The organism is Bradyrhizobium sp. PUT101 (genome assembly GCF_052043945.1).
In the GTDB taxonomy this organism is placed as follows: Bacteria; Pseudomonadota; Alphaproteobacteria; order Rhizobiales; family Xanthobacteraceae; genus Bradyrhizobium.
Window position 1 is genome coordinate 2,709,619 of sequence record NZ_CP197207.1, and the last position, 24,413, is coordinate 2,734,031.

Annotated in this window: 18 protein-coding genes; 1 reads left to right on the forward strand and 17 read right to left on the reverse strand. The window is 65.9% G+C overall.

Going from position 1 to position 24,413, the window contains the following annotated elements:
* Positions 1-25: 25 nt before the first annotated feature.
* Positions 26-2,173: an NAD-dependent DNA ligase LigA gene (gene ligA, locus ACSHT2_RS13375; RefSeq protein WP_440641970.1), complete on the reverse strand. Its 2,148-nt coding sequence runs from the start codon at positions 2,171-2,173 to the stop codon at positions 26-28.
* 113 nt (positions 2,174-2,286) lie between these two features.
* Between ligA and ACSHT2_RS13380 the strand changes: the two genes are divergently transcribed.
* On the forward strand, positions 2,287-2,574 hold the full coding sequence (locus tag ACSHT2_RS13380; protein WP_440641971.1) for a GIY-YIG nuclease family protein: 288 nt from the start codon (positions 2,287-2,289) through the stop codon (positions 2,572-2,574).
* A 116-nt stretch (positions 2,575-2,690) separates the two neighbouring features.
* On the opposite strand, the gene recN is transcribed toward ACSHT2_RS13380, so the two are convergent.
* The 16 genes from recN to ACSHT2_RS13460 all read right to left on the reverse strand — a co-directional run bounded on the left by recN (position 2,691) and on the right by ACSHT2_RS13460 (position 24,385).
* Complete coding sequence (gene recN / locus ACSHT2_RS13385; RefSeq protein ID WP_440641972.1) at positions 2,691-4,379, reverse strand: DNA repair protein RecN; 1,689 nt, start codon at positions 4,377-4,379, stop codon at positions 2,691-2,693.
* Positions 4,380-4,392: 13 nt separating this feature from the next.
* Positions 4,393-5,283, reverse strand: coding sequence for an outer membrane protein assembly factor BamD (locus ACSHT2_RS13390; RefSeq protein WP_440641973.1), 891 nt, complete (start codon positions 5,281-5,283; stop codon positions 4,393-4,395).
* A 247-nt stretch (positions 5,284-5,530) separates the two neighbouring features.
* Complete coding sequence (gene lpxC, locus ACSHT2_RS13395; RefSeq protein ID WP_440641974.1) at positions 5,531-6,493, reverse strand: UDP-3-O-acyl-N-acetylglucosamine deacetylase; 963 nt, start codon at positions 6,491-6,493, stop codon at positions 5,531-5,533.
* A 360-nt stretch (positions 6,494-6,853) separates the two neighbouring features.
* Positions 6,854-8,641, reverse strand: a complete 1,788-nt coding sequence (gene ftsZ / locus ACSHT2_RS13400) for a cell division protein FtsZ (RefSeq protein ID WP_440641975.1) — start codon at positions 8,639-8,641, stop codon at positions 6,854-6,856.
* 87 nt (positions 8,642-8,728) lie between these two features.
* Positions 8,729-10,051 (reverse strand): cell division protein FtsA, encoded by a 1,323-nt coding sequence (gene ftsA / locus ACSHT2_RS13405; protein WP_319328280.1) that lies wholly within the window; start codon positions 10,049-10,051, stop codon positions 8,729-8,731.
* Entirely contained in the window at positions 10,048-11,082 is a 1,035-nt protein-coding gene (locus tag ACSHT2_RS13410) for a cell division protein FtsQ/DivIB (RefSeq protein WP_440641976.1), read from the reverse strand. The genes ftsA and ACSHT2_RS13410 overlap by 4 nt, the downstream gene beginning before the upstream one ends.
* 350 nt (positions 11,083-11,432) lie before the next feature.
* Positions 11,433-12,419: a D-alanine--D-alanine ligase family protein gene (locus ACSHT2_RS13415; RefSeq protein WP_440641977.1), complete on the reverse strand. Its 987-nt coding sequence runs from the start codon at positions 12,417-12,419 to the stop codon at positions 11,433-11,435.
* A 134-nt stretch (positions 12,420-12,553) separates the two neighbouring features.
* The gene (gene murB, locus ACSHT2_RS13420; protein ID WP_440641978.1) at positions 12,554-13,471 is read right to left on the reverse strand and encodes a UDP-N-acetylmuramate dehydrogenase; all 918 of its coding nucleotides are present in this window, start codon (positions 13,469-13,471) and stop codon (positions 12,554-12,556) included.
* Positions 13,472-13,658: 187 nt separating this feature from the next.
* Positions 13,659-15,062, reverse strand: a complete 1,404-nt coding sequence (murC, locus tag ACSHT2_RS13425; RefSeq protein ID WP_440641979.1) for a UDP-N-acetylmuramate--L-alanine ligase — start codon at positions 15,060-15,062, stop codon at positions 13,659-13,661.
* Between the two features lie 212 nt (positions 15,063-15,274).
* On the reverse strand, positions 15,275-16,105 hold the full coding sequence (locus tag ACSHT2_RS13430; RefSeq protein ID WP_440641980.1) for a class I SAM-dependent methyltransferase: 831 nt from the start codon (positions 16,103-16,105) through the stop codon (positions 15,275-15,277).
* Positions 16,106-16,210: 105 nt separating this feature from the next.
* Entirely contained in the window at positions 16,211-17,311 is a 1,101-nt protein-coding gene (gene murG, locus ACSHT2_RS13435; RefSeq protein ID WP_440641981.1) for an undecaprenyldiphospho-muramoylpentapeptide beta-N-acetylglucosaminyltransferase, read from the reverse strand.
* 180 nt (positions 17,312-17,491) lie between these two features.
* On the reverse strand, positions 17,492-18,643 hold the full coding sequence (gene ftsW, locus ACSHT2_RS13440; protein ID WP_440641982.1) for a putative lipid II flippase FtsW: 1,152 nt from the start codon (positions 18,641-18,643) through the stop codon (positions 17,492-17,494).
* Positions 18,644-18,838: 195 nt separating this feature from the next.
* Positions 18,839-20,239, reverse strand: a complete 1,401-nt coding sequence (murD, locus tag ACSHT2_RS13445; protein WP_440641983.1) for a UDP-N-acetylmuramoyl-L-alanine--D-glutamate ligase — start codon at positions 20,237-20,239, stop codon at positions 18,839-18,841.
* A 10-nt stretch (positions 20,240-20,249) separates the two neighbouring features.
* Entirely contained in the window at positions 20,250-21,353 is a 1,104-nt protein-coding gene (mraY, locus tag ACSHT2_RS13450) for a phospho-N-acetylmuramoyl-pentapeptide-transferase (RefSeq protein WP_440641984.1), read from the reverse strand.
* A 180-nt stretch (positions 21,354-21,533) separates the two neighbouring features.
* A complete protein-coding gene (locus ACSHT2_RS13455; RefSeq protein WP_440641985.1) occupies positions 21,534-22,916 on the reverse strand; it encodes a UDP-N-acetylmuramoyl-tripeptide--D-alanyl-D-alanine ligase in 1,383 nt (460 codons plus the stop codon).
* On the reverse strand, positions 22,913-24,385 hold the full coding sequence (locus ACSHT2_RS13460) for a UDP-N-acetylmuramoyl-L-alanyl-D-glutamate--2,6-diaminopimelate ligase (protein ID WP_440641986.1): 1,473 nt from the start codon (positions 24,383-24,385) through the stop codon (positions 22,913-22,915). Before ACSHT2_RS13460 ends, ACSHT2_RS13455 begins: the two co-directional genes overlap by 4 nt.
* Positions 24,386-24,413: the final 28 nt, after the last annotated feature.

A 24,413-nucleotide genomic window follows, 5' to 3' on the forward strand; every position in this document is an offset into this window, starting at 1 on the left:
AGTGAATGGCGCAGAGCGCAAACCCTCACTCCCCGATCAGCTTCAGCCACTCGTCTTCGGTCAGCACCTTGACGCCGTGCTTGTTGGCTTCCGCGAGCTTCGAGCCTGCGCCGGGGCCGGCGACGACGAGATCGGTCTTCTTCGACACCGAGCCCGACACCTTTGCCCCCAAACGCTCTGCTGTGGCCTTGGCTTCATCCCGCGTCATCTTCTCCAGCGAGCCCGTGAACACCACGGTCTTGCCGGCGACAGCCGAATTGCTTTTCGGCTTCTCGGCGTCGACGATCTCGACCTCCTTCGTCAGCCGCTCGACGATGCCGCGGTTGTGGCTCTCGCCGAAATAATCGGCGATGCTCTTGATCACGGTGTCGCCGATCTGGTCGAGCGCGTCCATCTCCGCGATCGCCTCCTCGTCGCCCTTGGCGACCTTGAGGCAGGCATCGTGGAAGGCGTCCCACGAGCCGTAGCCGCGTGCCAGCGCCAGCGCCGTGGTCTCGCCGACATGGCGCATGCCGAGCGCATAAATGAAGCGCTCCAGCGCGATTCTGCGCCGGCTTTCGATGGCACCGAACAGATTGCGGACCGAGGTCGTGCCATAGCCCTCGATCTCCTCGAGCTTGAGCTTCGCGTTGCGCTTCTCCAGCGTGAAGATGTCGGCGGGCTCCTTCACCCAACCCTCGTCGAAGAAGTACTGGAGCTGCTTCTCGCCGAGGCCGTCGATGTCGAAGGCGCGCCGCGAGACGAACAGCTTGAGGTGCTCGATCTTCTGATAGGGACAGGCGAACTCGCCGGTGCAGCGGGCGCGCGAGCCCTCCTCGCCCGTCGCGGTCTCCTCGCGCACGACGTCGGTGTGCAGCGGACACGGGCACTTCTTCGGGAAGTGGAACTCCTTGGCACCGCGGGGCCGCTTGTCGATGACGACGTCGACCACCTGCGGGATGACGTCGCCGGCGCGCTGGATCACGACGGTGTCGCCGATGCGGATGTCGCGGCCCTCGCGCAGCACCTCGCCCTTGTTGCCGATGCCCTTGATGTAGTCCTCGTTGTGCAGCGTGACGTTCTGCACGATCACGCCGCCGACGCCGACCGGCTCGAGCTTGCCGACCGGCGTGAACGAACCGGTGCGGCCGACCTGGATCTCGATGTCGCGCAATACCGTCATGGCGCGCTCGGCCGGGAATTTGTGCGCGATCGCCCAGCGCGGCGTGCGCGAGACGAAGCCGAGCCGCTCCTGCCAGTCGATGCGGTCGACCTTGTAGACGACGCCATCGATGTCGTAGTCGAGCCGTGCGCGCTGCTCCTCGATCGCATGATGAAAGGCGAGCAGCTCCTCGACGGAGTGACAGAGCTTGGTCAGTGGATTGGTCTTGAAGCCGCAGCGCTCGAACCAGTGGATCATGCCGCTCTGTGTATCCTCCGGCATTTCGCTCATCTGCCCCCACGCATAGGCGAAGAAGCCGAGCGGGCGCGAGGCGGTGATGGTCGGGTCCTTCTGCCGGAGCGAGCCCGCGGCCGAATTGCGCGGATTGGCGAAAATGGTGCCGCCTTCGGCCTTCTGCCGCTCGTTGAGGGCCAGGAACGCCTTCTTGGTCATGTAGACTTCGCCGCGCACCTCGCAGATGTCGGGGACGTTGCGGCCCTTCAGCTTCTGCGGCACGTCTTCGAGCGTGCGGATGTTGGCGGTGACGTCCTCTCCGACCGTACCGTCGCCGCGCGTTGCGGCGGCGACGAGCTCGCCCCCCTCATAACGCAGCGACATCGAGAGCCCGTCGATCTTCGGCTCGGCGGAGAAATTGATCTTGTCGTCGTCGAGCTTCAGGAAGCGCACGATGCGGCCGACGAAGTCGCGCACGTCCTCTTCCGCGAAGGCGTTGTCGAGCGACAGCATGGGAACGGCATGCCGGACTTTCTTGAAGCGGCCGGACGGCGCCGCGCCGACCTTCTGCGAGGGCGATTCCGCGGTGACGAACTCGGGAAAGCGCGTTTCGATCGCGTTGAAGCGCTGGCGCAGCGCGTCATACTCGGCGTCGGTGACGGTCGGCGCGTCCTCTTGATAGTAGCGCTCGTTGTGCCCCTCGATCTCGAGCGCGAGCCGCATGTGCTCGACCTTGGCCTGCGCCTTGGTGAGGTCGGCGACGTCGCGAAGCGGTTTCGATTTTGCTGCTCTTGCCATTTTACTTAAGGTTGCGTCTCGTCGTTCCGGGATGGTCCGAAGGACCAGACCCGGAACCTCGAGATTCCGGGTTCGCACTTCGTGCGCCCCGGAATGACGGTTGGGAGGGGCTTGTGGCGTATTACGTCTATATTCTAGCAAGCCGGCGAGATGGGGCAATCTACGTCGGCATCACCAATGACCTTGTGCGCCGCGTCTACGAGCATCGAATCAAGGCCGTGCCAAGCTTCACGGCCAGATACAACATCACGCAACTGGTCTGGTTCGAGATCTATGATGACCCTATCTCGGCAATCTCTCGCGAGAAGGAGCTGAAGAAGTGGAAGCGGGCCTGGAAAACCCAGCTGATCGAGAAGGACAATCCAAATTGGGATGATCTCTACGAGTCGATTTGCAACTGAAGGAGTCATTCCGAGGCGGCCCGAGGAGCCGAACCCGGAATCTCGAGATTCTCAGGTGCGCAAGTGCGCACCATAGTTCGATGCTTCGCATCGCCCCGGAATGACGGTGTGTATAACTAAGCCGTCGCCGCCTTGAGCAGCCGTTCTGCGGCCGCCCTCGCCTCGGCCGTGATCTCCGCGCCTGCCAGCATGCGCGCGATCTCCTCGCGGCGGTGGTCGGCGGCAAGCGTATTGACGCGGGTGGCGACGCGCTTGCCCTTGTCCAGGGCGTCCTTGGAGATCAAGAGGTGCTGGTCCGCGCGGGCGGCGACCTGTGGGGCATGGGTCACGGCCATGACCTGGACCTTGCCGGCCAGGCGCGCCAGGCGCCCGCCAATGGCGTCCGCAACCGCACCGCCGACGCCGGTGTCGATCTCGTCGAACACCAGGGTCGGCGCCGAGCCGCGGTCGGACAGCACGACCTTGAGCGCCAAAAGGAAGCGCGACAGCTCGCCGCCGGAGGCGACCTTCATCAGCGGACCCGGCTTGGTGCCAGGGTTGGTCTGCACCCAGAACTCGACGCGGTCGAAGCCTTGCGGCCCCGGCGCGGCCTCGTCGGTCTCGACCTGGGTCATGAATTTGGCGCGTTCGAGCTTGAGCGGCGCGAGCTCGGCATTGACCGCCTTGTTGAGCTTCTCCGCCGATTTCTGCCGCGCCAGTGACAGCTTCTTGGCGGAGGCGGCATAGCGGCCGTCTGCCTCGATCGCGGCCTGCTCCAGCTTCTTGAGCCGCGAGGCGCCGGCATCGATCAGCACGACGTCCGCGGCATATTTGGCGGCAAGCGCGGCGAGGCCGTCGACCGGCGTCGAATATTTGCGCGAGGCGGCGCGAAGTGCGAACAGCCGTTCCTCGATGCGCTCGAGCTCGGCCGGATCGAAATCGGTCGCGGCCAGCGCCGCCTGGAGATGCTGATCGGCTTCCTCCAGTGCATTGATCGCAGCGTCGATCGCCTTCACCGCAGGCTCGACCAGCGCCGGCGAGTTGACGCCGCGGCGCTCCAGCCGGCGCACCGCCGCCGACAGTGCGGCGACCGGCGAATGATTGCCGCCGACCGTCTCCTGCGCCTCGCGCAGGTCGGAGGCGATCTTCTCGCCCTGCATCATGGTGGTGCGGCGCGAGGCCAGCGCGGTCTCCTCGCCATCCTTGGGCGCGAGCTGCTTCAGCTCGTCGGAGGCATGGCGGAGATAATCGGCCTCGCGCGCGGCGCTCTCCATGGCGGCGCGATGCTCCTCCAGCGCGGTGTTGGCGGTGCGGCGCGCGTCCCAGAGCGCTTCGACCGCCGCGACGTCCTTCTCCAGGCCGGCAAAAGCATCGAGCAGGCGGCGGTGGGTGGCGGCATCGACCAGCGCGCGCTCGTCGTGCTGGCCGTGGATCTCGACCAGGGCGGCACCGACCGCCTTCAGCGTCTGCACGCTGATCGACTGGTCGTTGATGAAGGCGCGGGTGCGGCCATCGGCGAGCTGCACCCGACGGAGAATCATCTCGCAAGACTCTTCAACACTCGTGTCGTCGAGGCCGTTCTCGGCGAGGATCTTCGCTGCGGGGTGATTCTTTGGGACATCGAACACGGCGGTGACCTGCCCCTGCTCTGCGCCGTGGCGCACGAGGCCGGCATCGCCCCGGCCACCGAGCGCCAGTGCGAAGGCATCGAGCAGGATGGATTTGCCCGCACCGGTCTCGCCGGTCAAAACCGCGAGGCCCGAGGCGAATTCGATATCGAGCCGTTCGATCAGGACGATGTCACGGATCGACAGACGCGCCAGCATGGAACCAAATTTCCTAGCCGAGACCCATCTTCTTGAAGGTCCGGCTGATCCAGGACCCCTGATTCTCGCTCGGCTCGAGACCGCCGGATTTTACAAGATTATAGGCGTCCTTGTACCAGCGGCTGTCAGGAAAATTGTGCCCAAGCACGGCCGCCGCGGTCTGCGCCTCGCCGACGATGCCGATCGCCATATAGGCCTCGGTGAGCCGGAACAGCGCCTCCTCGACATGGCGGGTGGTCTGGTACTGCGTGACGACGGTCTTGTAGCGGTTGATCGCGGCCGTGTAGTCGCGCTTCTTGGCGTAGTAGCGGCCGACGTTCATTTCCTTGCCGGCGAGCTGGTCACGCGCACCCTCGATCTTGGCCTTGGCCGAAGTCGCATATTCGGACGTCGGATATTTGCGCACCACCTCTTCCAGGGCGGCGATCGCCTTCTCGGTGCGGGCCTGGTCGCGGCTGATATCCGGGATCTGGTCGTAATGGGAGGCGGCGATCAGATATTGCGCATAGGCCGCGTCCGGGCTGCCGGGATGCAGAGTGACGTAGCGGGTGGCGGCGCCGATGCAGCCGTCATAGTCGCCGCCCTGATAGGACGCATAGGCCGACATCAGCAGCGATTTGCGGGCCCAGTCGGAATAAGGATGCTGGCGGTCGACCTCTTCGAACTTCTTGTTCGCCGCCTTCATGTCCTTCTTCTCGTTCATGAGGTACAGGCCCTCATTGTAGATCTTGTCGGCGGGCTCCTCGACGAAGGTGTCGTCCTTGGCAGTGAACTTGTCCCAGAGCGCGCCCGTGCCGCAGCCGGCGAGCGGCAGCGCAAGCATGATGAAAGTGACGGCCTGAAGCAGCCCACGGGCTCGCGACGAGACCGAGAAACATCCGCGCGTCATACGCTGTGCCGACATGAGTTTAAGCCCTGACGCCCTGTGATGCGGTGCCCGCCAGCCCACGAACCCCGTCCTGGGCGCGAAATGTAACCGTGGTGCCTGCCATGCGACCACGTCGATGGATCCGAAAAACAATCGTTAACCCACCGGATAGGCAGGCATTTCGCCCGGATTAAGGCGAACGTGCCGCAATGCTAGCCGATCTTGGTTACCAGGAGTTTCCCGGGGGCAAATCGCCGTCAAATGCCCGCGCCGACAGGTCTCGTCAGGACACGTCCGGCCCGTAGGCCGCCGCGATCCTGCCACCGACGATACCGCGACCGGTTTCGCCCACGGGACGCGTGGTGCGGCGGACTGCCTCGCCCTCGACCACCCGCCAGGCGGTACGGTCGGCGAGCAGCGCGGTCAGGACAGCGTGGTTGAGCTTGTGGCCGCCACGGACCGAGCGGTAGGCGCCAAGCAGCGGCAGGCCGGCCAGCGAGAGGTCGCCGATCACATCCAGCACCTTGTGCCGGGCGCATTCATCGGCGTAGCGCAGACCCTCGGTATTGAGCAGCCGCTCTTCATCGAACACGACGGTGTTGTCGAAGGAGGCGCCGAGGGCATAGCCCGCGCTCCAGAGCCGCGCGACATCGCACATCAGACCGAAAGTCCGGGCACGGCCGATTTCGCGCCGGAAACCTTCAGGATTGAGGTCGAAGACGTAGCTCTGCTGGCCGATGACGGGATTGGTGAAGTCGATCTCGACCTCGACGCGGAAGCCGCTGGCATGCGGCCTGATCTCGCCGAAGGAGTCGCCGATCTTGACCGAGATCGGCTTCAAAACCTGAATGAGGCGGCGCTGGGCCGATTGGGTGACGATTCCGGCCTGGTCGATCGCCGCAATGAAAGCCGCGGCGCTGCCGTCCATGATCGGTACTTCGGGACCATCGATCTCGATGGTGGCGTTGTCGACGCCCATGCCCCGCAGTGCGGCCAGCACGTGCTCGGCGGTGGATACCAGCGGCCCGCTGCGATCGCCGAGAACGGTCGCGAAGTCGGTCGCCACCACCTGCTCGGCAGTCGCCTGAACTTCGCGGTCACTTCCCTCAAGGCCTGTGCGGACAAAAATAAAACCTGCGTCAACAGGCGCAGGCCCAAGCGTGAGAGTGACGGGAAGACCGGAATGAACGCCTACGCCTGCCACGGAGGCTTGCGCACGAAGCGTTGTTTGCCGGTTTAATTTCATCAGGAACCGCCCCACTACGATCATCGCGACTTATACAAACTCGCTTCGCCGGCTCGTGCCGACGCCCCGCGAATCCGTATCCCCAAGTCACGGCAAACCATAGTCACTGCCTCAAACAGCGCCAACTCACGCTTTTTTACCGATTGTTACCCCAAACCCGCCGTATTCGCGCCAAGGCTTAACCAAATTGAGCCCAGGCTTGAGGCTGTTATCGGCACTTTTACTGAACCACCAAATGCGTAATTAATGATTTAAAATCAATTGCTTGGCAAAAAGGCCCGGGTCTGCACGGGAGAAAAGGAAAGGTCCCGGCAAGCTTGCTGCCGGGACCTTTTTCCGTCTGCCTTATTGTAACATTCCTCAGGTCGCCTGCCGGCGCAGGAAGGCCGGGATATCAAGATGGTCGTCGCCCTGTGGCGCCGGCGCAACAGACGCCGGGCGGCCGTGCATGTCCAGGCCCTGCGGCGCAGGACGGCGGGCATACTCCGACACCGGCTCGGTCGATGCGATCTGCTGCGCCACGGTCTTCTGCTGCCGACGTTCGGGCAGCGGCGGCATGGCGGGACCGGCGGTACGGGCCGCGACCGGCGGCTCGCTCTCCTCGTCGCGACGGCCGAGGCCGACATTGGCGAGGCGCTGAAGCAGCGACAGGCGGGTCTTCTGCGGGGTCTCTTCCTCAACCTCGCCGCGGGCCTGACGAATCTCGGCCTGCGCCGGCATCGGCAGTTCCTCGATGCGCGGCATCCGCGGCGCACGGACCGGCGGACGTTCCGCCTGCGGCGGAATGAAGTTTTCGGGCGTCATCGGCTCCTGCATCGCGACCGGGGTCATGTCAGGCTCCGGAAACAGGGTCGGCTTCTGCGCGATCGGCCGCACGGTGACGTCGCCATAGGTCTGCGTCGGCGCGGGCGCCTGCGGGGCTTCGGAAACGGCAGCGGCGATGGCGGCGAGCGCAGCACGCTCGACGTTGGGACGGGGCGCGGCAGGAGCCGGCGCGGCGGCCGGGGTCTGCGCGTCCAGCTTCTGGGCGCGTTCGGCCAGACGCTGGTTGTCGGCACGGAGCCGCGCGGTCAGGTCGGCGAGACGGCTCTCGGCAGCGGCGGCAGGTGCGGCAGCCTGCTGCGCCTGCGGTGCCGGGTTGGCGACCGGCGCGGAGGTCGCCTGGCTGTTGCGGGCGATCGCGGCCTGCTCGATGCCGGTGGCGACCACCGAGACGCGGATCAGGCCGTCGAGCGCTTCGTCGAAGGTCGCGCCGACGATGATGTTGGCGTCCTGGTCGACTTCCTCGCGGATGCGGGTCGCGGCCTCGTCGACCTCGAACAGGGTGAGGTCCTTGCCGCCGGTGATGGAGATGAGGAGGCCCTTGGCGCCCTTCATCGAGCTGTCGTCGATCAGCGGGTTGGCGATTGCGGCTTCAGCGGCCGTCAGCGCGCGCTTGTCGCCGGAGGCTTCGCCGGTGCCCATCATCGCCTTGCCCATTTCCCTCATCACCGCTCTCACGTCGGCGAAGTCGAGGTTGATCAAGCCTTCCTTGACCATCAGGTCAGTGATGCAGGCGACGCCCGAATAGAGCACCTGGTCGGCCATCGCGAACGCGTCGGCGAAGGTGGTCTTCTCGTTGGCGACCCGGAACAGGTTCTGGTTCGGGATGATCAGGAGCGTATCGACGACCTTGTGCAGTTCGTTGATGCCGGCTTCCGCGGTACGCATCCGGCGGCCGCCCTCGAAGTGGAACGGCTTGGTCACGACGCCGACGGTGAGGATGCCCATGTCGCGCGCGGTCTTGGCGATCACCGGAGCGGCGCCGGTGCCGGTGCCGCCGCCCATGCCGGCGGTGACGAACACCATGTTGGCGCCCGAGAGATGGTCGCGCAGCTCGTCGATCACCTCTTCCGCCGCCGCGGCGCCAACGTTCGGCTGCGAGCCGGCGCCAAGGCCTTGCGTGACCGCCGTGCCCATCTGCACGATGCGCTGCGCCTTCGACATCGTCAGCGCCTGCGCGTCGGTGTTGGCGACCACGAAGTCGACGCCCTGGAGGCCCGCCGTGATCATGTTGTTGACGGCGTTGCCACCGGCGCCGCCGACGCCGAACACGGTGATCCGGGGCTTCAGTTCGTGAATATCAGGAACATTGATGCTGATGGTCATGGTTGCCTCTCGATCACGCGCGCGTGGGTTCGCCCCGGCCGGCGGCCGCGGGAGTTGGTGAAAATCGAAGATTGCGGAAAGCCGTCATCAGAAGCCCTCGCGTAGCCATCGTCCGACCTTTCCGAAATATCCGCCGGTCCCTGTCCTGACCTGCTGCCGCGTATGCCGCGGTTCGACATGTTCGAGGTGAACATATTGCGGGTAGACGAGGAGTCCGGCCGGCACCGCGAACGCGGCGTTCTTCGCCTCGTTGGGCAGCCGGCCGAAACCGAGCGGACGGCCGACCCGCACGGGCCGGCCGAGAATCTGGGTGCCGAGCTCGACGAGGCCGGTGAGCTGCGAGGCGCCGCCCGACAGCACGACGCGGCCGTTGGGCTCTGAGGCGAAGGGCGAATCCTTCAGCTTGTCCCGAACCATTTCGAAGACTTCCTCGGCACGGTGCTTGACGATGTTCGCGATGGTGGCGCGGGAGACGATCTGCGGCAGATCCTGCTCGTCACCGGCTGTCGGCACAGACATCAGCTCACGCGAGTCCGATCCGCCGGTGATGACGGTCCCGTATAACGTCTTGATTCGCTCGGCATCGGCAATGGTCGCGGAGAGTCCGCGCGCAAGATCCATCGTGATGTGTTGCCCGCCGACCGCAAATCCGGCCGCATGCACGAAGCGCCCGCCGGAAAAGACCGCGATCGTGGTGGTGCCCGCGCCCATCTCGACGACGGCGGCGCCGAGATCGGCCTCGTCGTCGGTCAGCACCGACAGGCCGGCCACATAGGGGCTCGCCGCCATGGCTTCGACATTGATGTGGCAGCGTTCCACCGCCAGCATCAGGTTCCGCGCCACGGTGGCGTCGCAGGTGACGACGTTCATGTCGACGCCGAACTGGTGCGCGACCATGCCGCGGGGATCGCGGATGCCCTTGACGCCGTCGAGCGTGTAGCCGACCGGCAGCGCGTGCAGCACGGTGCGGCCCTCGCCGGTGGCGTGGCGCATGCCGGTGGAGGTGACGCGGCTGACATCGGCGGGCGTCACGGCGCCGCCACGGATGTCTGCGGCTGCTTCGACCAGCTGGCCGGAGAGCCGGCCGCCGGAGACCGAGAGCAGCACGGACTCGACCCGCACTTTGGCCATTTTCTCCGCGAGCCCGACGGCCTGGCGCACCGCCTGCTCGCATTCGCCGAGATCGATCACCGCGCCGGCCTTCATCCCGCGCGACTGGATCTGGCTGTAGCCGATCAGTTCCACCGCATGGGTGCGGCCGCGCAGCGCATCGCTCGGGGGCGACGGCTTCAGCCGTGCGATCATGCAGGCGATCTTGCTGGTGCCGATGTCGAGGCAGGCGACGATGCCGCCGCGCTTGTGCGGCATCGGGCGCGTCTTCGGCGTCTGGGTGCGATCGAGACCGGTCATGCGGAATCCCCGGCCTTCTTTTTCTTCTTGTCCTTGAACTGATCCTCACGCGCCTTGGCGGCGTCCTCGGACAGCTGCACCACCAGCCGATCGGGCAGACGCAAGTCGACGGCGACGATATCGCGGGAGAACAGCCTGTCTTCCTTGTCGAGCTTCGACAGCATCGCCAGCGCGTTGCCGACGTCCTGCTCGGGCAGGCGGATGTCGAGGCCGTCCTTGAGCCTCAGGTTCCAGCGCCGCTCGCCAACGTAGATCGCAGCTTTCGTCACCGAATTGACCTGCGGATAGCGCGCAAGCAGCGCCAGGAAATCGCGCGCCTGCGTGTCGGCACCCTTGCCGACCACGAGCGGCAGCGACAGGAAGCGGCGCGAGACGTAGGGTTCGAGCACGGCGCCGTCATCGGCGATGACGGAGAGCCGGCCGGCCTCCTGCCACAGCGCGAACGCCTTGCGCTCGGTGAGCTCGATCATGAGCTGGCCCGGATAGAGCTTCAGCACCGTCGCATCCGCGATCCAGGGATTGGCCTTGAGCTTGTCGCGCACCGCTTCGGCGTCGAGGAACAGCAGCGAGGAGCGGCCGCTGACGCCGCCGATTGCGAGGATCTCGTCCTGGGTGAGCTGCTTGCGGCCGTTGATCACGACGGAGGTGATGCGGAAGCCGGCGGAATTGGCCAGCGCGTTGCGGGCGTCGCTGACCGCGGTGATGAAGTCCTGGAGATGGCCGCCCTTGACGATGCCGAAGCCGCAGCTCCCGATCAGCAGCAGCACGGTCATGCTGAGTCCGACCCGGCGCGGCAGATAGCGCTCGACCAGCGCAACGACGCGCGGTGGCGACTCACGCTCGACGACGGCCTTGGCCCTGCTCTTGATCTTGTCCTTTGCGGCGGCGCGCGCGGCCTGGAGCCTTTCCTGGCGCTTTTTCTGCACCCACTCGCGCAGAAGCACGACCGCTCCAATCGCGGCCGCCTTCAGGTCAGCTTGGGGCCTCAGCGATCTGAAAAGCGACCGGGTGAGGCTTCCTGCTCCATCCATTGCACGAGCTCGTCAACAGTTTGCCCGCGACATCGCGCGGATCCTGGCGAACATGACGTCTCGGACCTGCCGGGCCGGGTGCTGGTCTTCAGCAGAAGAAAACCTCTCCCCTTCAAAGCGTTCGCTGGAGGTGACATCACCCGCGACAGCTCACGCGCCGGCAGCCAAAGCGCCATATGCGCCGCCAGCGTTAACCTTCGGACGTCCTGGTAAACAAAAGGTAAAATTCGTTAACGACGCGCGCATTTTGCCCCGCGATATCCGGCATTTGTGGCGCGATGTCCGGCATTTTACCGGTTTTGGCCGCCAAACCGGGCGATTTCGCCCATCCGGCCGTTAACCAGTTCCGATTATTTCCGCACGCGCTGCCCGGCGAGCTCGACCAGGCCGCGCAGGAAGTCGACGAACTCGATGCCCGCGGCTTTCAGCGCCTTTGGGTAGAGCGAGGATTTGGTCAGCCCGGGGAGCGTGTTGGTCTCCAGATAGACGAGGCCCTTGTCCGAGACGATGAAGTCCGAGCGGGAATAGCCGGTGCAGGACATCGCGCGATGCGCCAGCATCGCCTGCTCCTTGAGCGCCGCGGTGATCTCGGGTGCGAAGCGGCCGGGGCAGATTTCCTGGGTCGACTTCAGGAGATATTTCGCCGCGTAGTCGAAATTGCCCTCGCCCGGAATGATCTCGATCGGCGGCAGCGAGATGATCGAGCCATCGGTGCGCTCCAGCACGCCGCAGGTCGCCTCGACGCCGGCGATATAAGGCTCGATCACATACTCTTCGTGCCTGGCCGCATTGCGGACGGCGACGAGATCCTGCTTGGCGTTGACGAAGATCAGCCCGTAGCTCGAGCCGTCGCGCGCCGGCTTCGCGATCAGTCGTCCGTATTCGGCGAAGGCCTCGTCGATGTTATCAAGCGCAACGTTCGCCGGCGGCGTCACGCCGCCGAGGGCGGCGAACCGCTTGGCCGCGATCTTGTCGAAGGCGAGATGCGAGGAGGCCGAGCCCGAGCCGGTGAAGGGCACGCCGCGCGCCTCGCACATCACCTGCAATTCGCCGTTCTCGGCCCGTCCGCCATGCAGGCCGAGCACCAGCACCCGCCCTTCAGCCTTGGCCTGGTCGAGCGCCTGCTCCAGCGGAATGCCTGATGTGCCCGGCTTGAACTCGTCCTCGAATGGGCGGGTATGTTCGAGCAGCTGCCGCGACTGGACGACATGCACCTTGTCCTCGACATCCCACCACCAGAGATCGGCCTCGGGCAGTGCCTGATGCAGGGCCTGGGCTGAGGCGACCGAAACCAGACGCTCCCGGTTGGAGCCGCCGAAGAGGATGGTGATGCGCATGTTCATAGTCCGTAATCTCTCAGTTCGTCATTCCGGGGCTCGCGCAGCGAGAACCCGGAATCCATCTGGCCGCAGAGACGGTGGGGAAATGGATTCCGGGTTCGCGACTTCGTCGCGCCCCGGAATGACGGCCATCATGATATCCCGATCCGCTTGATTTCCCAGTGTAGCTCGATTCCGGAATTTGCCTTCACCCGCTCGCGCACGGTCTCGCCCAGCGTCTCGATATCGTACGCGGTGGCATCGCCCGTGTTGATCAGGAAATTGCAGTGCATCTCGGAGACCTGCGCGCCGCCGAAGCGCAAGCCGCGGCACCCGGCGGCGTCGATCAGCCTCCAGGCGGAGTGTCCCGGCGGATTCTTGAAGGTCGACCCGCCGGTCTTCTCGCGGATCGGCTGCGCAGTCTCGCGATGGCTTTGCACCTCCGCCATGCGCGCGCGGATTGCCTCCGCATCCCTGATCTCGCCGCGAAAGCGGGCGGAGGTGAAGATGATGGAGGGATCGACGCCGCTGTTCCGGTAGACGAACTTCATGTCGGCGTTGGAGAAGACGTGCTTCGTGCCGTCGCGCCCCACCCCCCTCGCCTCGATCAGCACATCCTTGGTCTCGCCGCCATTGGCGCCCGCATTCATGCGCAGCGCGCCGCCGATGGTGCCGGGAATGCCGAAGTAGAATTCGAGCCCGCCGATATTCGCGGACGCCGCCACCTCCGCCACACGCTTGTCGAGCGCGGCAGCGCCGGCGGTGACGATGTCTCCACTCGCGTTCGCCTCGCCGAAGGCGCGCGGCGAAAGGCGGATCACGACGCCCGCGATGCCTCCGTCGCGCACGATCAGGTTGGAGCCGACCCCGACGACATAGACCGGAATGTCGGGAGCGAGATGCGCGAGGAAATAGGCGAGATCTTCCTCGTCCGCCGGCGTGAACAGCACCTGCGCCGGCCCCCCGACACGAAACCAGGTGAGATCGGCCAGCGACTGGTTCGCCAGCAACCGGCCGCGAAGCTCGGGCACGGCGGCCTTGAGAGCGGGCGTGATGTCGGGAAAGCTCATGCCCCACCTTCAAGTGAGAAGGGCACAATCTTTCCGTTCCCTCCCCCCTTGTGGGGGAGGGTCAGGGAGGGGGGTAGCCTCAAGCGGGTTCGGAGTTTGTGGCCACCCCTCTCCCCCGCCCTCCCCCACAAGGGGGGAGGGCGCGCAGTATGCCGAGTGGCACCGAAGGAGATACACAAGCGCATGCTCACCCCAGCGCCTTCAATTCGCCGGGCAATGCATACGCCCATTGCGTGATGTTGCCGGCCCCGAGGCACACGACGAGATCGCCGGGCTTCGCAAGCCCCTTGACGATGCCCGCGAGCTCCGATGCCGCCGGCAGCGGGATCACCTCGCGGTGACCGTGCGCGCGCAGGCCTTCCACGAAATGGTCGCGGTCGACGCCCTCGATCGGCGCTTCGCCTGCGGCGTAGACGTCAGCTACGATCACCGCATCGGCGTCGTTGAAGCAGGTGCAGAACTCCTCGAACAGGGATTGCAGGCGGGTGTAGCGGTGCGGCTGCACTACGGCGATCACCTTGCCGGTGTAGGAATCGCGCGCCGCTTTCAGCACGGCCGCGATCTCCACAGGGTGATGGCCGTAATCGTCGATGACGGTGACGCCGTTCCATTCGCCGGTCTTGGTGAAGCGGCGCTTGACGCCGCCGAAGCCCGCGATGGCACTGCGGATCTTGTCGTCGGACACACCGAGGGCGTGAGCGACCGCAATCGCCGCCGTCGCATTCAATGCGTTGTGCCGGCCCGGCATCGGCAGCGCGAGGTCGGTGATCTCATGCGTGGTACCGGTCTTGCGGTCGCGGATCACGACCTTGAACTTCGAGCCGCCGCCGCCCGCGGTGAGATCGACCAGGCGCGCATCGGCCTGCGGGTTCTCCCCGTAGCTGATGATGCGGCGGTCCTCGATCTTGCCGACGAGGCTCTGCACCACGGGATGATCGATGCACATCACGGCAAAGCCGTAGAACGGCAGGTTTTCGACGAAATGGCGGAAGGCGTCCTGCACGGCCTCGAATGTCTTGAAATGATCGAGATGTTCGGGATCGACGTTGGTGACGATCGCGACATCCGTCGGCAGTTTCAGGAACGTGCCGTCGCTCTCGTCGGCCTCCACCACCATCCAGTCGCCGGCCCCGAGCCGCGCGTTGGAGCCGTACGCATTGATGATGCCGCCGTTGATCACGGTGGGATCGAGCCCGCCGGCATCGAGCAGCGTTGCGACCATCGTGGTCGTGGTGGTCTTGCCGTGGGTGCCGGCGATGGCGACGCAGCTCTTCAGCCGCATCAGCTCGGCCAGCATCTCGGCGCGGCGCACCACGGGAATGCGCCTCTCGCGCGCCGCCATCAATTCCGGATTGTCGCGCTTGATCGCGGAGGACACGACCACGACCTCGGCACCATCGACATTCTCGGCCTTGTGGCCGACCGAAACCTTCGCCCCCTTCTTGCGCAGACGGTCGAGATTGTAATTGTCGGCGGCGTCCGAGCCCTGCACGGCATAGCCGAGATTGACCAGCACCTCGGCGATTCCGCTCATGCCGATCCCGCCGATCCCGACGAAGTGGATGGGTCCGATCTCGCGCGGCAGTCTCATGGCTGTATCTCTGTCTATTCCGGCCGCGGCATTACGCCTGTCGTGGCCGGCCAGCGGCGAATCTCCTCCACTTCATGCAAGACCGGACGGATCGGGACAAGCCCGGTACCGCCTCCAAACGAGGTAATTTCCGGGTTGAATGCCCCATTTTGGCCCGTTTCGCGGACCGCGAGGCCCGCGCTCAGATCACGGGGACCCTATCGCCGCTGACGTCAGACCGAGCCGGTTCGCGCGGCCGCCTCATCCTGGAGATCGAGCACGCGAAGATAGTTGCGCAGGCGATTGGCCTCGAGCGCGCCAATGAGCTTGTTCTGATGATACGGCAACAGGAGATCGGCGAGCGGCGCGCTCCAGGGCGCGTCCAGATCGAAGATCACGCCGAGCCCGAATACGGCCGGGATCTCGGCAAAGCCGAGCTCGCGGCCGCCCCTGAGCGCGTCGGCCAGAAAGTCGTCGATCGCCGTCAGCACGCCATTGCGCGCACCGCCGGAGACCTCGGCAAACGCGAACTGGCCCATGCCGCGGAAGCCACGTCCATCGACAAGGGCTGCCTGACCGGGAACCGCACCGGCGTCAAAGCTGTAGGCGTGGCGATACTCGGGTGGAATTCGCTCGGGCGCATAGTAGAAATCGCGACGGCCACACGGCCAGCCGATGTCGTGCAAGAACACCAGCAGCGGCTTGCCGGCGCGACGGCTGATCGCATCGATGTGGCCGAGCTCGTTATAGACCGTGTACCAGTTGTGATCGCCATCGACGACCCAGGCATCGGCCTCGTCAATGTCGGCGAACGCCTCCAGGCTCGTCTTGGCGAGATGGCGAACGTCCGGGCTGATCTTCAGCCACTCCATGAATTCGTGCTTCGGCGACGGATCGATGGTGGTGAGCCGCCCACCGCGCGCACGGCAATGCTCGGCAAGGAAGGGCGACATGCCACCGTATTCCGAACCGATCTCGACGATCTGTCGTGCATCCGCCAGCGCGAGCGCCTCGAGGATAAGGTCGGAGAACTCCGAGAGGGAATGAATCAGCAGGCCTGCCACGGGCAAATCCTCCGCCTTGTTAAGGGAGTAAACAGGCGCGATCGGCCCGGCCGCGCGCGACCATCGAGCCGAAAGAGCTGTCCGTGATCTTGTACGGCGCGCGGGCTAAATCCCGGCGGTTTTCACCACGAGGTCCGCGAGCCTTTCGGCCGCATCGAGCCGCCCTGCCCCCTTCGCGGCCGCGGCCATGGCGGCGAGGCGCGCGGGCTCGGCGGCCAGGCCGGAGATTTCGGCGGCGAGACGATCGGAGGTGAACTCGGTCTGCGGGATCCGGATCGCGCCGTCGACCTTGGCCAGCACGCCGGCATTGGCGAACTGGTCCTGGTCGATCGAGCCGGGCAGCGGCACCAGGATGGAGGGCCGGCCGATCGCCGCGAGCTCGGCGACGGTGCCGGCGCCGGAGCGCGACACCACGAGATGGTTGGAGGCGAGCCGCGCCGGCAGATCCGTGAAGAACGGCGCGAGCTCCGCCTTGATCTTGAGCTTGTCATAGACCGCGCGCACGCGGCTCATGTCCTCTTCGCGCACCTGCTGGGTGAGGACGAGGCGGCTCCATAACGCGGGCTCGAGCCGCTCGATCGCGCCCGGCACGATATCGGCCATGATGCGCGCGCCCTGGCTGCCGCCGACGACAAGCAGGCGCAGCGGGCCGTTCACCTCGGGCGGGGCATATTTTACCGCAGCGGCTGCGAGGATCGCCGGCCGCATCGGCGTGCCGACGGTCGTCGTCTTGCCTGCCAGCGCCGGATCGCGATCGAGCACGCCGGGCAAGGACGTCGCGATGGCGCGGACGTGGCTCGACAGGAACCGGTTGGCGCGGCCGAGCACGGCGTTGGCGTCGTGGATGATGCTCGGCACGCCGGCGAATTTCGCAGCGACCAGCGGCGGCAGCGTCGGATAGCCGCCGAAGCCGACGACGGCGACCGGCTTGAGCCGCTTGATCAGGCGGTAAGCAGAGAGCGTGCCCGCAGCGAGCGTGAAGCCGGCATAGGCGAGCTGCAACGGATTGCGGCCGCGCGCGGTCTCGCTTGCCACGACGTCGATCATGTCCTTGCTGAACAACCCGCTATAGCGCAGCGCGCGCTCGTCGGTGACGAGGCGGACGCGAAAGCCGCGCCGGATCAATTCGACGCCGAGCGCCTCGGCCGGAAACAGATGGCCGCCGGTGCCGCCCGCGGCGAGAAGAATCAGGGGGGACGTGTCCATGGCGGGGAATTTTACAGGGAGTTTTCGGTCATTGCGAGCGCGGCCACAAAGGTGTTCGTGCCCCGGGCGCAGCGCAGCGCGTCGCTCTGGCGACGTGGTGCGCTGCTGAACCGGGGCCCATGGCTGCGGCATTCTGGGTCCCGGATCTGCGCTTCGCTTGTCCGGGACACGAAACCTGCATCACGCGTAGCTGCGCATCGCCTCGGCGTGGCCGCTCGCTTCGACCTCGGTGCGCGGGCGCAGCCGCGTCAGGGCCAGCATCATGCCGACACCATAGGCCAGCGACACGATCGAGGAGCCGCCATAGGAGATGAACGGCAGCGTCATGCCCTTGGCGGGAATGAGCTGGAGGTTGACCGACATGTTGATCGCGGCCTGCACGCCGAACAGGATCGCAAGCCCCGAGGCCGCAAAGCGCGAGAACATGTCCTCATTGGCGTAGGCCCGCGACAGCGTGCGGATGACGACGAAAGCGAACAGCGCCAGCATGGCGAGGCACAGGATGATGCCGAACTCCTCGGCAGCGACTGCGAACACGAAGTCGGTGTGGCTGTCCGGCAGGCTGCGCTTGGCGATGCCCTCGCCCGGTCCGAGCCCGAACCAGCCGCCGTTGTAGAAGGCCTCCATCGCGGTATCGACCTGGAAGGTGTCGCCGGATGCCGGATTCATGAAGCGCCTGATGCGGCCGGCGACGTGCGGGACGAACAAGTAAGCGCTGAACAGGCCCGCCGCGCCGAGACCTGCGAGGCCGAACACCCAGATCATGCGCATGCCCGCGATGAAGAACAGCGAGCCCCACACCATCAGGACCAGCATGGTCTGGCCAAAATCGGGCTCCATCACCAGCAGCGCGACCAGCATCAAGAGCAGCACCACCGCCATCGAGGTCGCCGGCATCTCCGGCCGCCTGGTCGATTCCGCGAACAGCCAGGCGGCGATGACGACGAAGGACGGCTTGGCGATTTCGGAGGCCTGGATGTTGACGCCGAGCAGCGTGATCCAGCGCCGCGAGCCCTTCACCTCAGGACCGATCGCGAGCGTGAGCACGATCAGGATGATGCTGATCGCGAAGATGATGAGCGCGCTGCGGCGGATGGCGCGCGGCGACAGGAATGACACGCCGACGAGCACGATGCAGGACGGCAACAGGAACAGCACGTGGCGGCTGAAGAAATGGAAGGGATCGAGTCCGATGCGCGTCGCAACCGGCGGGCTCGCCGCCAGCGACAGGATCACGCCCGTGAGCATCAGCGCCAGGATGGCGCCCATCAGCGGCTTGTCGACGGTCCACCACCACTCGGAAAAGGGGGTGCGTTCTTCACGGGAGAGCATGGGCGGCCGCTTTCGGACAGAGGTCGGTCCATTGGTCGCCGAGGTTGGTTACCGGGGGGTTAAGGAAGTGGATGAAGTTGTGGAGAGTTCCGTGCCCCGGACGTAGCGCAGCGCTCTTGCGGTGCGCTGCAGATCCGGGGCCCATTGCGGCTTCTGGGTCCCGGCCCGCGCTAGGCGCGTCCGGGACACGAGCGCTCACACCACCGGCTTCACGCCCGGCAGCGCCTGCACCAGCTCGCGGAACCTGGTGCCGCGGATCTCGAAATTGCGGTACTGGTCGAAGGAGGCGCAGGCGGGGGACAGCAGCACGACGGCGTCCGTGAGACCCGAGGCCTCCGCATCGCGCGCGGCGTGCTCGACCGCGACATCGAGGGTCTGGCTGATCTCGTGCGCGACCTGCGTGCCCAGCGTGCCCGAAAACTCCTGCGCGGCTTCGCCGATCAGATAGGCCTTGCGGATACGCGGGAAGAAGCCCGTGAGACTGGTGATGCCGCCCGCCTTGGGCTTGCCGCCGGCGATCCAGAAGATCTCCGAAAACGACGACAGCGCATGGGCGGTGGCGTCCGCGTTGGTGCCCTTGGAGTCGTTGACGAACAGAACATTGCCGCGGCGGCCGACCTGCTCCATGCGGTGCGCAAGGCCAGGAAAGCTGCGCAGGCCGTTCTGCAAAACGTCCTGGCCGATGCCCATCGCCAGTGCGGCAGCGGCAGCGCAGGCCGCGTTCTGCGCATTGTGCAGGCCGCGCAGCGAGCCGATGCCGCCGAGCGCGGCGATTTCGCTGCGGGCGCCGCCCGAGGCGCTCACGATAATCCCATGCTCAACATAGATACCGCTCGCCAGCGGGTTCTTGACGGAGATGCGCACCACGTTCTTGCCGGCACGGTCGAGCCGGTCGGCGACATCGCGGCAATAGCCGTCATCAACACCGACGATCGAGGTGCCGCCCGCCTGCACACCGGCAACAAGGCGCTCCTTCACCGCGGCGTAGTGCTCGATCGTACCATGACGGTCGATATGGTCCTCGCTGACATTGAGCAGGATGCCGACGGAAGGATCGAGCGAGGGCGTGAGGTCGATCTGGTAGGACGACATCTCGATGACGTGGACGCGGCCCATGCGCGGCGGCTCCAGCGACAGGATCGCGGTGCCGATATTGCCACCCATCTGGGTGTCGTAGCCGGCGACCTTGGTCAGATGCGCGATCAGTGCCGTCGTGGTCGACTTGCCGTTGGTGCCGGTGATGGCGACGAACGGTGCGTCCGGCGCGTGGCGGCGCCGCTCGCGGCAGAACAGCTCGATGTCGCCGATCACCTCGACGCCGGCCTCGCGCGCTTTCAGCACGCTCCAATGCGGCACCGGATGGGTCAGCGGCACGCCGGGCGCGAGCACGAGCGCGGCGAAATTCGCCCAGGAGGCGTTGCGCAGATCCGCGGTGATGAAGCCGGCCTGCACCGCCTTGGCGACGTTCTCGGCATTGTCGTCGGCGGCGACCACTTCGGCGCCGCCCGCCTTCAAGGCATGGCAGGAAGCGAGCCCCGAGCCGCCGAGGCCGAACACCGCGACCGTCTTGCCGGCGAAGGATGTGACAGGGATCATCGCGTGACCATCACCGCAGCTTCAGCGTGGAGAGGCCGGCGAGCGCCAGCATCACCGAGATGATCCAGAAGCGGATCACGATCTGCGGCTCGGTCCAGCCGAGCTGCTCGAAATGGTGGTGGATCGGCGCCATCCGGAAGATGCGTTTTCCGGTGAGCTTGAACGACACCACCTGCACGATGACCGAGACCGCCTCCAGCACGAACAGTCCGCCGATCACCGCGAGCACGATCTCGTGCTTCACCGCGACCGCGATGGCGCCGAGCATGCCGCCGAGCGCGAGCGAGCCGGTGTCGCCCATGAAGATCGAGGCCGGCGGGGCGTTGAACCAGAGGAAACCTAGGCCGGCGCCCAGCAGTGCGCCGCAGAGCACCGCGAGCTCGCCGGTACCGGCGACATATTTGATCTGGAGATATTCGGCGAACACCGCGTTGCCGGCGAGATAGGCGATCATCGCGAAGCTCGCGGTCGCGATCATCACCGGCACGATGGCGAGGCCGTCGAGACCGTCGGTGAGATTCACCGCGTTGCCGGAGCCGACGATGACGAAGGCGCCGAAGACGACGAAGAACCAGCCGAAATGCAGCACGGTGTCCTTCAGGAAGGGAATCGTCAGCGCGGTCGAGGCGGGATCGCGGTTCAGCCGCACCAGCGCGTAGCAGGCAACCAGCGCGATGACCGCCTCGATCAGCAGGCGAAGCTTGCTGCCGAACCCGGTCGTGGTCTGCTTGGTCACCTTGAGGTAATCGTCATAGAACCCGACGAAGCCGAAGCCGAGCGTCACCGCGAGCACGATCCAGACATAGGGGTTGAGCGGATTGGCCCACAGCACCGTGCCGACGGTGAGGCCGGACAGGATCATCAGCCCGCCCATGGTGGGCGTGCCCTTCTTGGCGAGATGCGATTGCGGACCGTCGAGACGGATCGGCTGGCCCTTGCCCTGACGGATGCGCAGATGGTCGATGATCCAGGGCCCGAACAGGAACACGAACAGCGCGCCGGTCACGACTGCGCCGCCGGTGCGGAAGGTGATGTAGCGGAAGACGTTGAAGAAGGTGCGAACGGCACCGAAGCCCGGAAATGTGTTGGAAAGCTCGATCAACCAGTAAAACATTCAGACGGTCCTATGGCGCCTTTGCACACGCAGCCTTGGCCTTGTTCCTGGCCTTTATCTTGGCCTCAACGTGCCTCACGGGCACTCGCTGGTTTTCGTCATGGGTCGCGCGACCTCTGGGAAAACGGACGGCTTCGCGCCACAAAGGGTGGGATTCGGGAACAGCGACTTCCAAGCAGTTTACGCCTTCGCCTGCAAGGCGGCCACCAGCCCCGGCACAAACTTGTTGACCCAGAACATCTTTTTGCTGCCCTTGACAACCACGACATCCCCTGCCTTCAGCAGGCCCGCAACCTCGCTCGGCTTCAACGTGGCGGGATCGTCATGCCAGCCGAGGCCCTTGCCTGATGGCAGCACGTCATAGAGATGGCGCATCAGAGGACCGACGCAGTAGACGCCGTCGATGCCTTCGAGATATTTGGCAAGGCCGGTATGATAGTTCGGTGCGTCCTCGCCCAGCTCGAGCATGTCGCCGAGAACCGCGATGCGGCGGCCGTCGCTCACGTGGCGGGCCTGGAGGCTTTGCAGCGCAGCCGCCACGCTGGCCGGATTGCCGTTGAAGCTGTCGTCGATCACGGTGACACCGCCGACCGCCTGCTCGACGCCGCGGCCGGTCATGATGCCGACGCGGTCGAGCTTGATCGCGAGCGTCGCGACGTCGAGATGCGCAGCGTGAACGGCGGCGAGCGCGGCCAGCGCATTGTGCACCCGGTGCGGCGCGCCAGGGGTGAGGCTGAACGCGATCTCCTTCTTGCCGGTCGCGGCCACGATCTGCCAGCTCTCGCCATGGGGCGCATGCGCAACCTCGTGCACCTCGGCATGCTCGCCGCCGAAGCGCACGACCTTGCCCTTCCACTCGGGCGCCTTGATCCCCGCCGGCAGCACCAGCACACCATTCTCGGGCAGGCCGAGCGCGATCGACACCTTCTCGCGACGGATGGCTTCCAGCGAGCCGAGCTTTTCCAGATGCACGGGCTGCACGTTGACGACGAGCGCGACCGTCGGCCGGGTCAATTCGCTGAGCCGCGCGATCTCGCCTTGCTGGTTCATGCCCATCTCGACGACCCAGAGGCTGGCATCTCGCCTGGCATTGCACAGTGTCAGCGGCACGCCCCAGAAATTGTTGAAGCTCGACGGGCTCGCATAGGCGTTCGGATAGGCGGCGAGAAATTCCTTGGTGCTGGTCTTGCCCGCGCTTCCCGTGAGCCCGATGACCGGTCCGGCAAAGCGCGCGCGTGCGGCACGTGCAAGGCCCCAGAGACCGTCGATCAGCGTGTCCTTGACGACGATCTGCGGAATGCGGATGCCGGCGATCTCGTGCGGCACGATCATCGCCACCGCGCCGGAAGCCTCCGCCTTGTCAGCGAACTCCCAGCCGTCGCGCGCGCTGGCGAAGGCCGAGACGAAGCCGCCGCTCGGCGTGCCGCTGAGCGCGACGAACAGGCTGCCCGGCTTCACCAGGCGGCTGTCCTGCGTGACGAAGTCGATTCCCGTGTCCGGGAATGATCCGGTGACACCCAGCGCACGCGCGACCTCGGCAACCGTCCATATTGGCGCGCTCATGCAACCCTCGACGCTAGTGCGGCGGCAACCGCCTCGTGATCACTGAAGGGCAGAACCTCTCCGCCGACGATCTGCCCGGTCTCATGGCCCTTGCCGGCGATGAGCAGCGCATCGCCTTCTTCCAATTCCTCGATCGCGGCGCGGATCGCAGCACTGCGGTCGCCGATCTCGCGGGCGCCCTTCGCGGTGGCGAGGATCGCGGCGCGGATGGCTTCCGGCTTCTCGCTGCGCGGATTGTCGTCGGTGATGATGACGGCGTCGGCGTTCTCGGCCGCGATTTCGCCCATGATCGGGCGCTTGCCGGCATCGCGGTCGCCGCCGGCGCCGAACACGACGACCAGCCTACGCTTCGCATAAGGCCGCAGCGCCTGCAGCGCCTTCGCGAGCGCATCGGGCTTGTGCGCATAATCGACGAAGATCGGCGCGCCGTTGCGCTCGCCGACACGCTCGAGCCGGCCCTTGGCGCCTTCGAGATGTTCGAGAGTTGCGAACACATCTGCCGCATCGCTGCCGGTGCCGATGGCAAGGCCGGCCGACACCAGCGCGTTCTCGATCTGGAATTCGCCGACCAGCGGCAGCCGGACGGCGAAGCGCCTGCCGCGATGTTCGAGCGTGAGCTTTTGCGAGAAACCTTCGACCACGGCCTCCATGAGGCGGATGCCCTCGCCTGCTCCGTCGCCGTTGCGGCCGACCGCCATGACGCGCAGACCGCGCGCCCTGGCGGCCTCGATCGCCTCGGCCGAGCAATCATGGTCGGCCGAGATCACCGCGGCGCCACCGGGCGGCACCAGCTCGCGGAACAGGCGGAGCTTTGCCGCGAGATAATGCGCAACGCTCGGATGATAATCCATGTGGTCGCGCGAGAGGTTGGTGAAGCCGCCGGCGGAGACGCGCACGCCGTCGAGGCGATACTGGTCGAGCCCGTGCGAGGAGGCCTCGAAGGCGAGATGCGTGACGCCCTCGCGCGCGATCTCGTCGATCTGCCGGTGCAGCGCGATCGGATCGGGCGTCGTCAGCGAGCCATAGACGGTGCGTTTGGGCGAGACCAGACCAATGGTGCCGATGCTGGCGGAGGCATGCCCCAGCCGCTCCCAGATCTGACGAGTGAAGGCCGCGACCGAGGTCTTGCCGCTGGTTCCGGTCACGGCGGCGATCGTGGCCGGCTGCGCAGGGAACATTCTTGCGGCGGCGAGCGCCAGTGTGCGGCGCGCATTGGCCACAGTGATCAACGGCACCTTGGTCGCCGCAGGCACATGCTCGCCAACGACCGCGATCGCGCCCCCGGCAATTGCCGCATCGATGAAGCGGGCGCCGTCGGTCTTGCTGCCCGCGATCGCGAAGAAGAGATCGCCCGGCTTGACCATGCGGCTGTCGAGCGCGATGCCGCTCACGTCGAGCGCCGCAACAGCGGGCTCGATCGCGGCATCATTGCCCAGAACGTCCTGGCCTAGGAGGTCGCGCAGCTTCATGCTCTTCCAGTCGACATGCCCTGCCGGA

What these genes read in the sequence shown, in the direction of transcription:
- murD (WP_440641983.1), bottom strand. Translation starts at nt 20,239, where the DNA reads ATGATCCCTGTCACATCCTTCGCCGGCAAGACGGTCGCGGTGTTCGGC.
- ftsW (WP_440641982.1), bottom strand. Translation starts at nt 18,643, where the DNA reads ATGCTCTCCCGTGAAGAACGCACCCCCTTTTCCGAGTGGTGGTGGACC.
- ftsA (WP_319328280.1), bottom strand. Translation starts at nt 10,051, where the DNA reads ATGACCGGTCTCGATCGCACCCAGACGCCGAAGACGCGCCCGATGCCG.
- murG (WP_440641981.1), bottom strand. Translation starts at nt 17,311, where the DNA reads ATGGACACGTCCCCCCTGATTCTTCTCGCCGCGGGCGGCACCGGCGGC.
- ACSHT2_RS13415 (WP_440641977.1), bottom strand. Translation starts at nt 12,419, where the DNA reads ATGCGCATCACCATCCTCTTCGGCGGCTCCAACCGGGAGCGTCTGGTT.
- ACSHT2_RS13410 (WP_440641976.1), bottom strand. Translation starts at nt 11,082, where the DNA reads ATGGATGGAGCAGGAAGCCTCACCCGGTCGCTTTTCAGATCGCTGAGG.
- ligA (WP_440641970.1), bottom strand. Translation starts at nt 2,173, where the DNA reads ATGGCAAGAGCAGCAAAATCGAAACCGCTTCGCGACGTCGCCGACCTC.
- ACSHT2_RS13390 (WP_440641973.1), bottom strand. Translation starts at nt 5,283, where the DNA reads ATGTCGGCACAGCGTATGACGCGCGGATGTTTCTCGGTCTCGTCGCGA.
- murC (WP_440641979.1), bottom strand. Translation starts at nt 15,062, where the DNA reads ATGAGACTGCCGCGCGAGATCGGACCCATCCACTTCGTCGGGATCGGC.
- recN (WP_440641972.1), bottom strand. Translation starts at nt 4,379, where the DNA reads ATGCTGGCGCGTCTGTCGATCCGTGACATCGTCCTGATCGAACGGCTC.
- ACSHT2_RS13460 (WP_440641986.1), bottom strand. Translation starts at nt 24,385, where the DNA reads ATGAAGCTGCGCGACCTCCTAGGCCAGGACGTTCTGGGCAATGATGCC.
- mraY (WP_440641984.1), bottom strand. Translation starts at nt 21,353, where the DNA reads ATGTTTTACTGGTTGATCGAGCTTTCCAACACATTTCCGGGCTTCGGT.
- ACSHT2_RS13455 (WP_440641985.1), bottom strand. Translation starts at nt 22,916, where the DNA reads ATGAGCGCGCCAATATGGACGGTTGCCGAGGTCGCGCGTGCGCTGGGT.
- lpxC (WP_440641974.1), bottom strand. Translation starts at nt 6,493, where the DNA reads ATGAAATTAAACCGGCAAACAACGCTTCGTGCGCAAGCCTCCGTGGCA.
- murB (WP_440641978.1), bottom strand. Translation starts at nt 13,471, where the DNA reads ATGAGCTTTCCCGACATCACGCCCGCTCTCAAGGCCGCCGTGCCCGAG.
- ftsZ (WP_440641975.1), bottom strand. Translation starts at nt 8,641, where the DNA reads ATGACCATCAGCATCAATGTTCCTGATATTCACGAACTGAAGCCCCGG.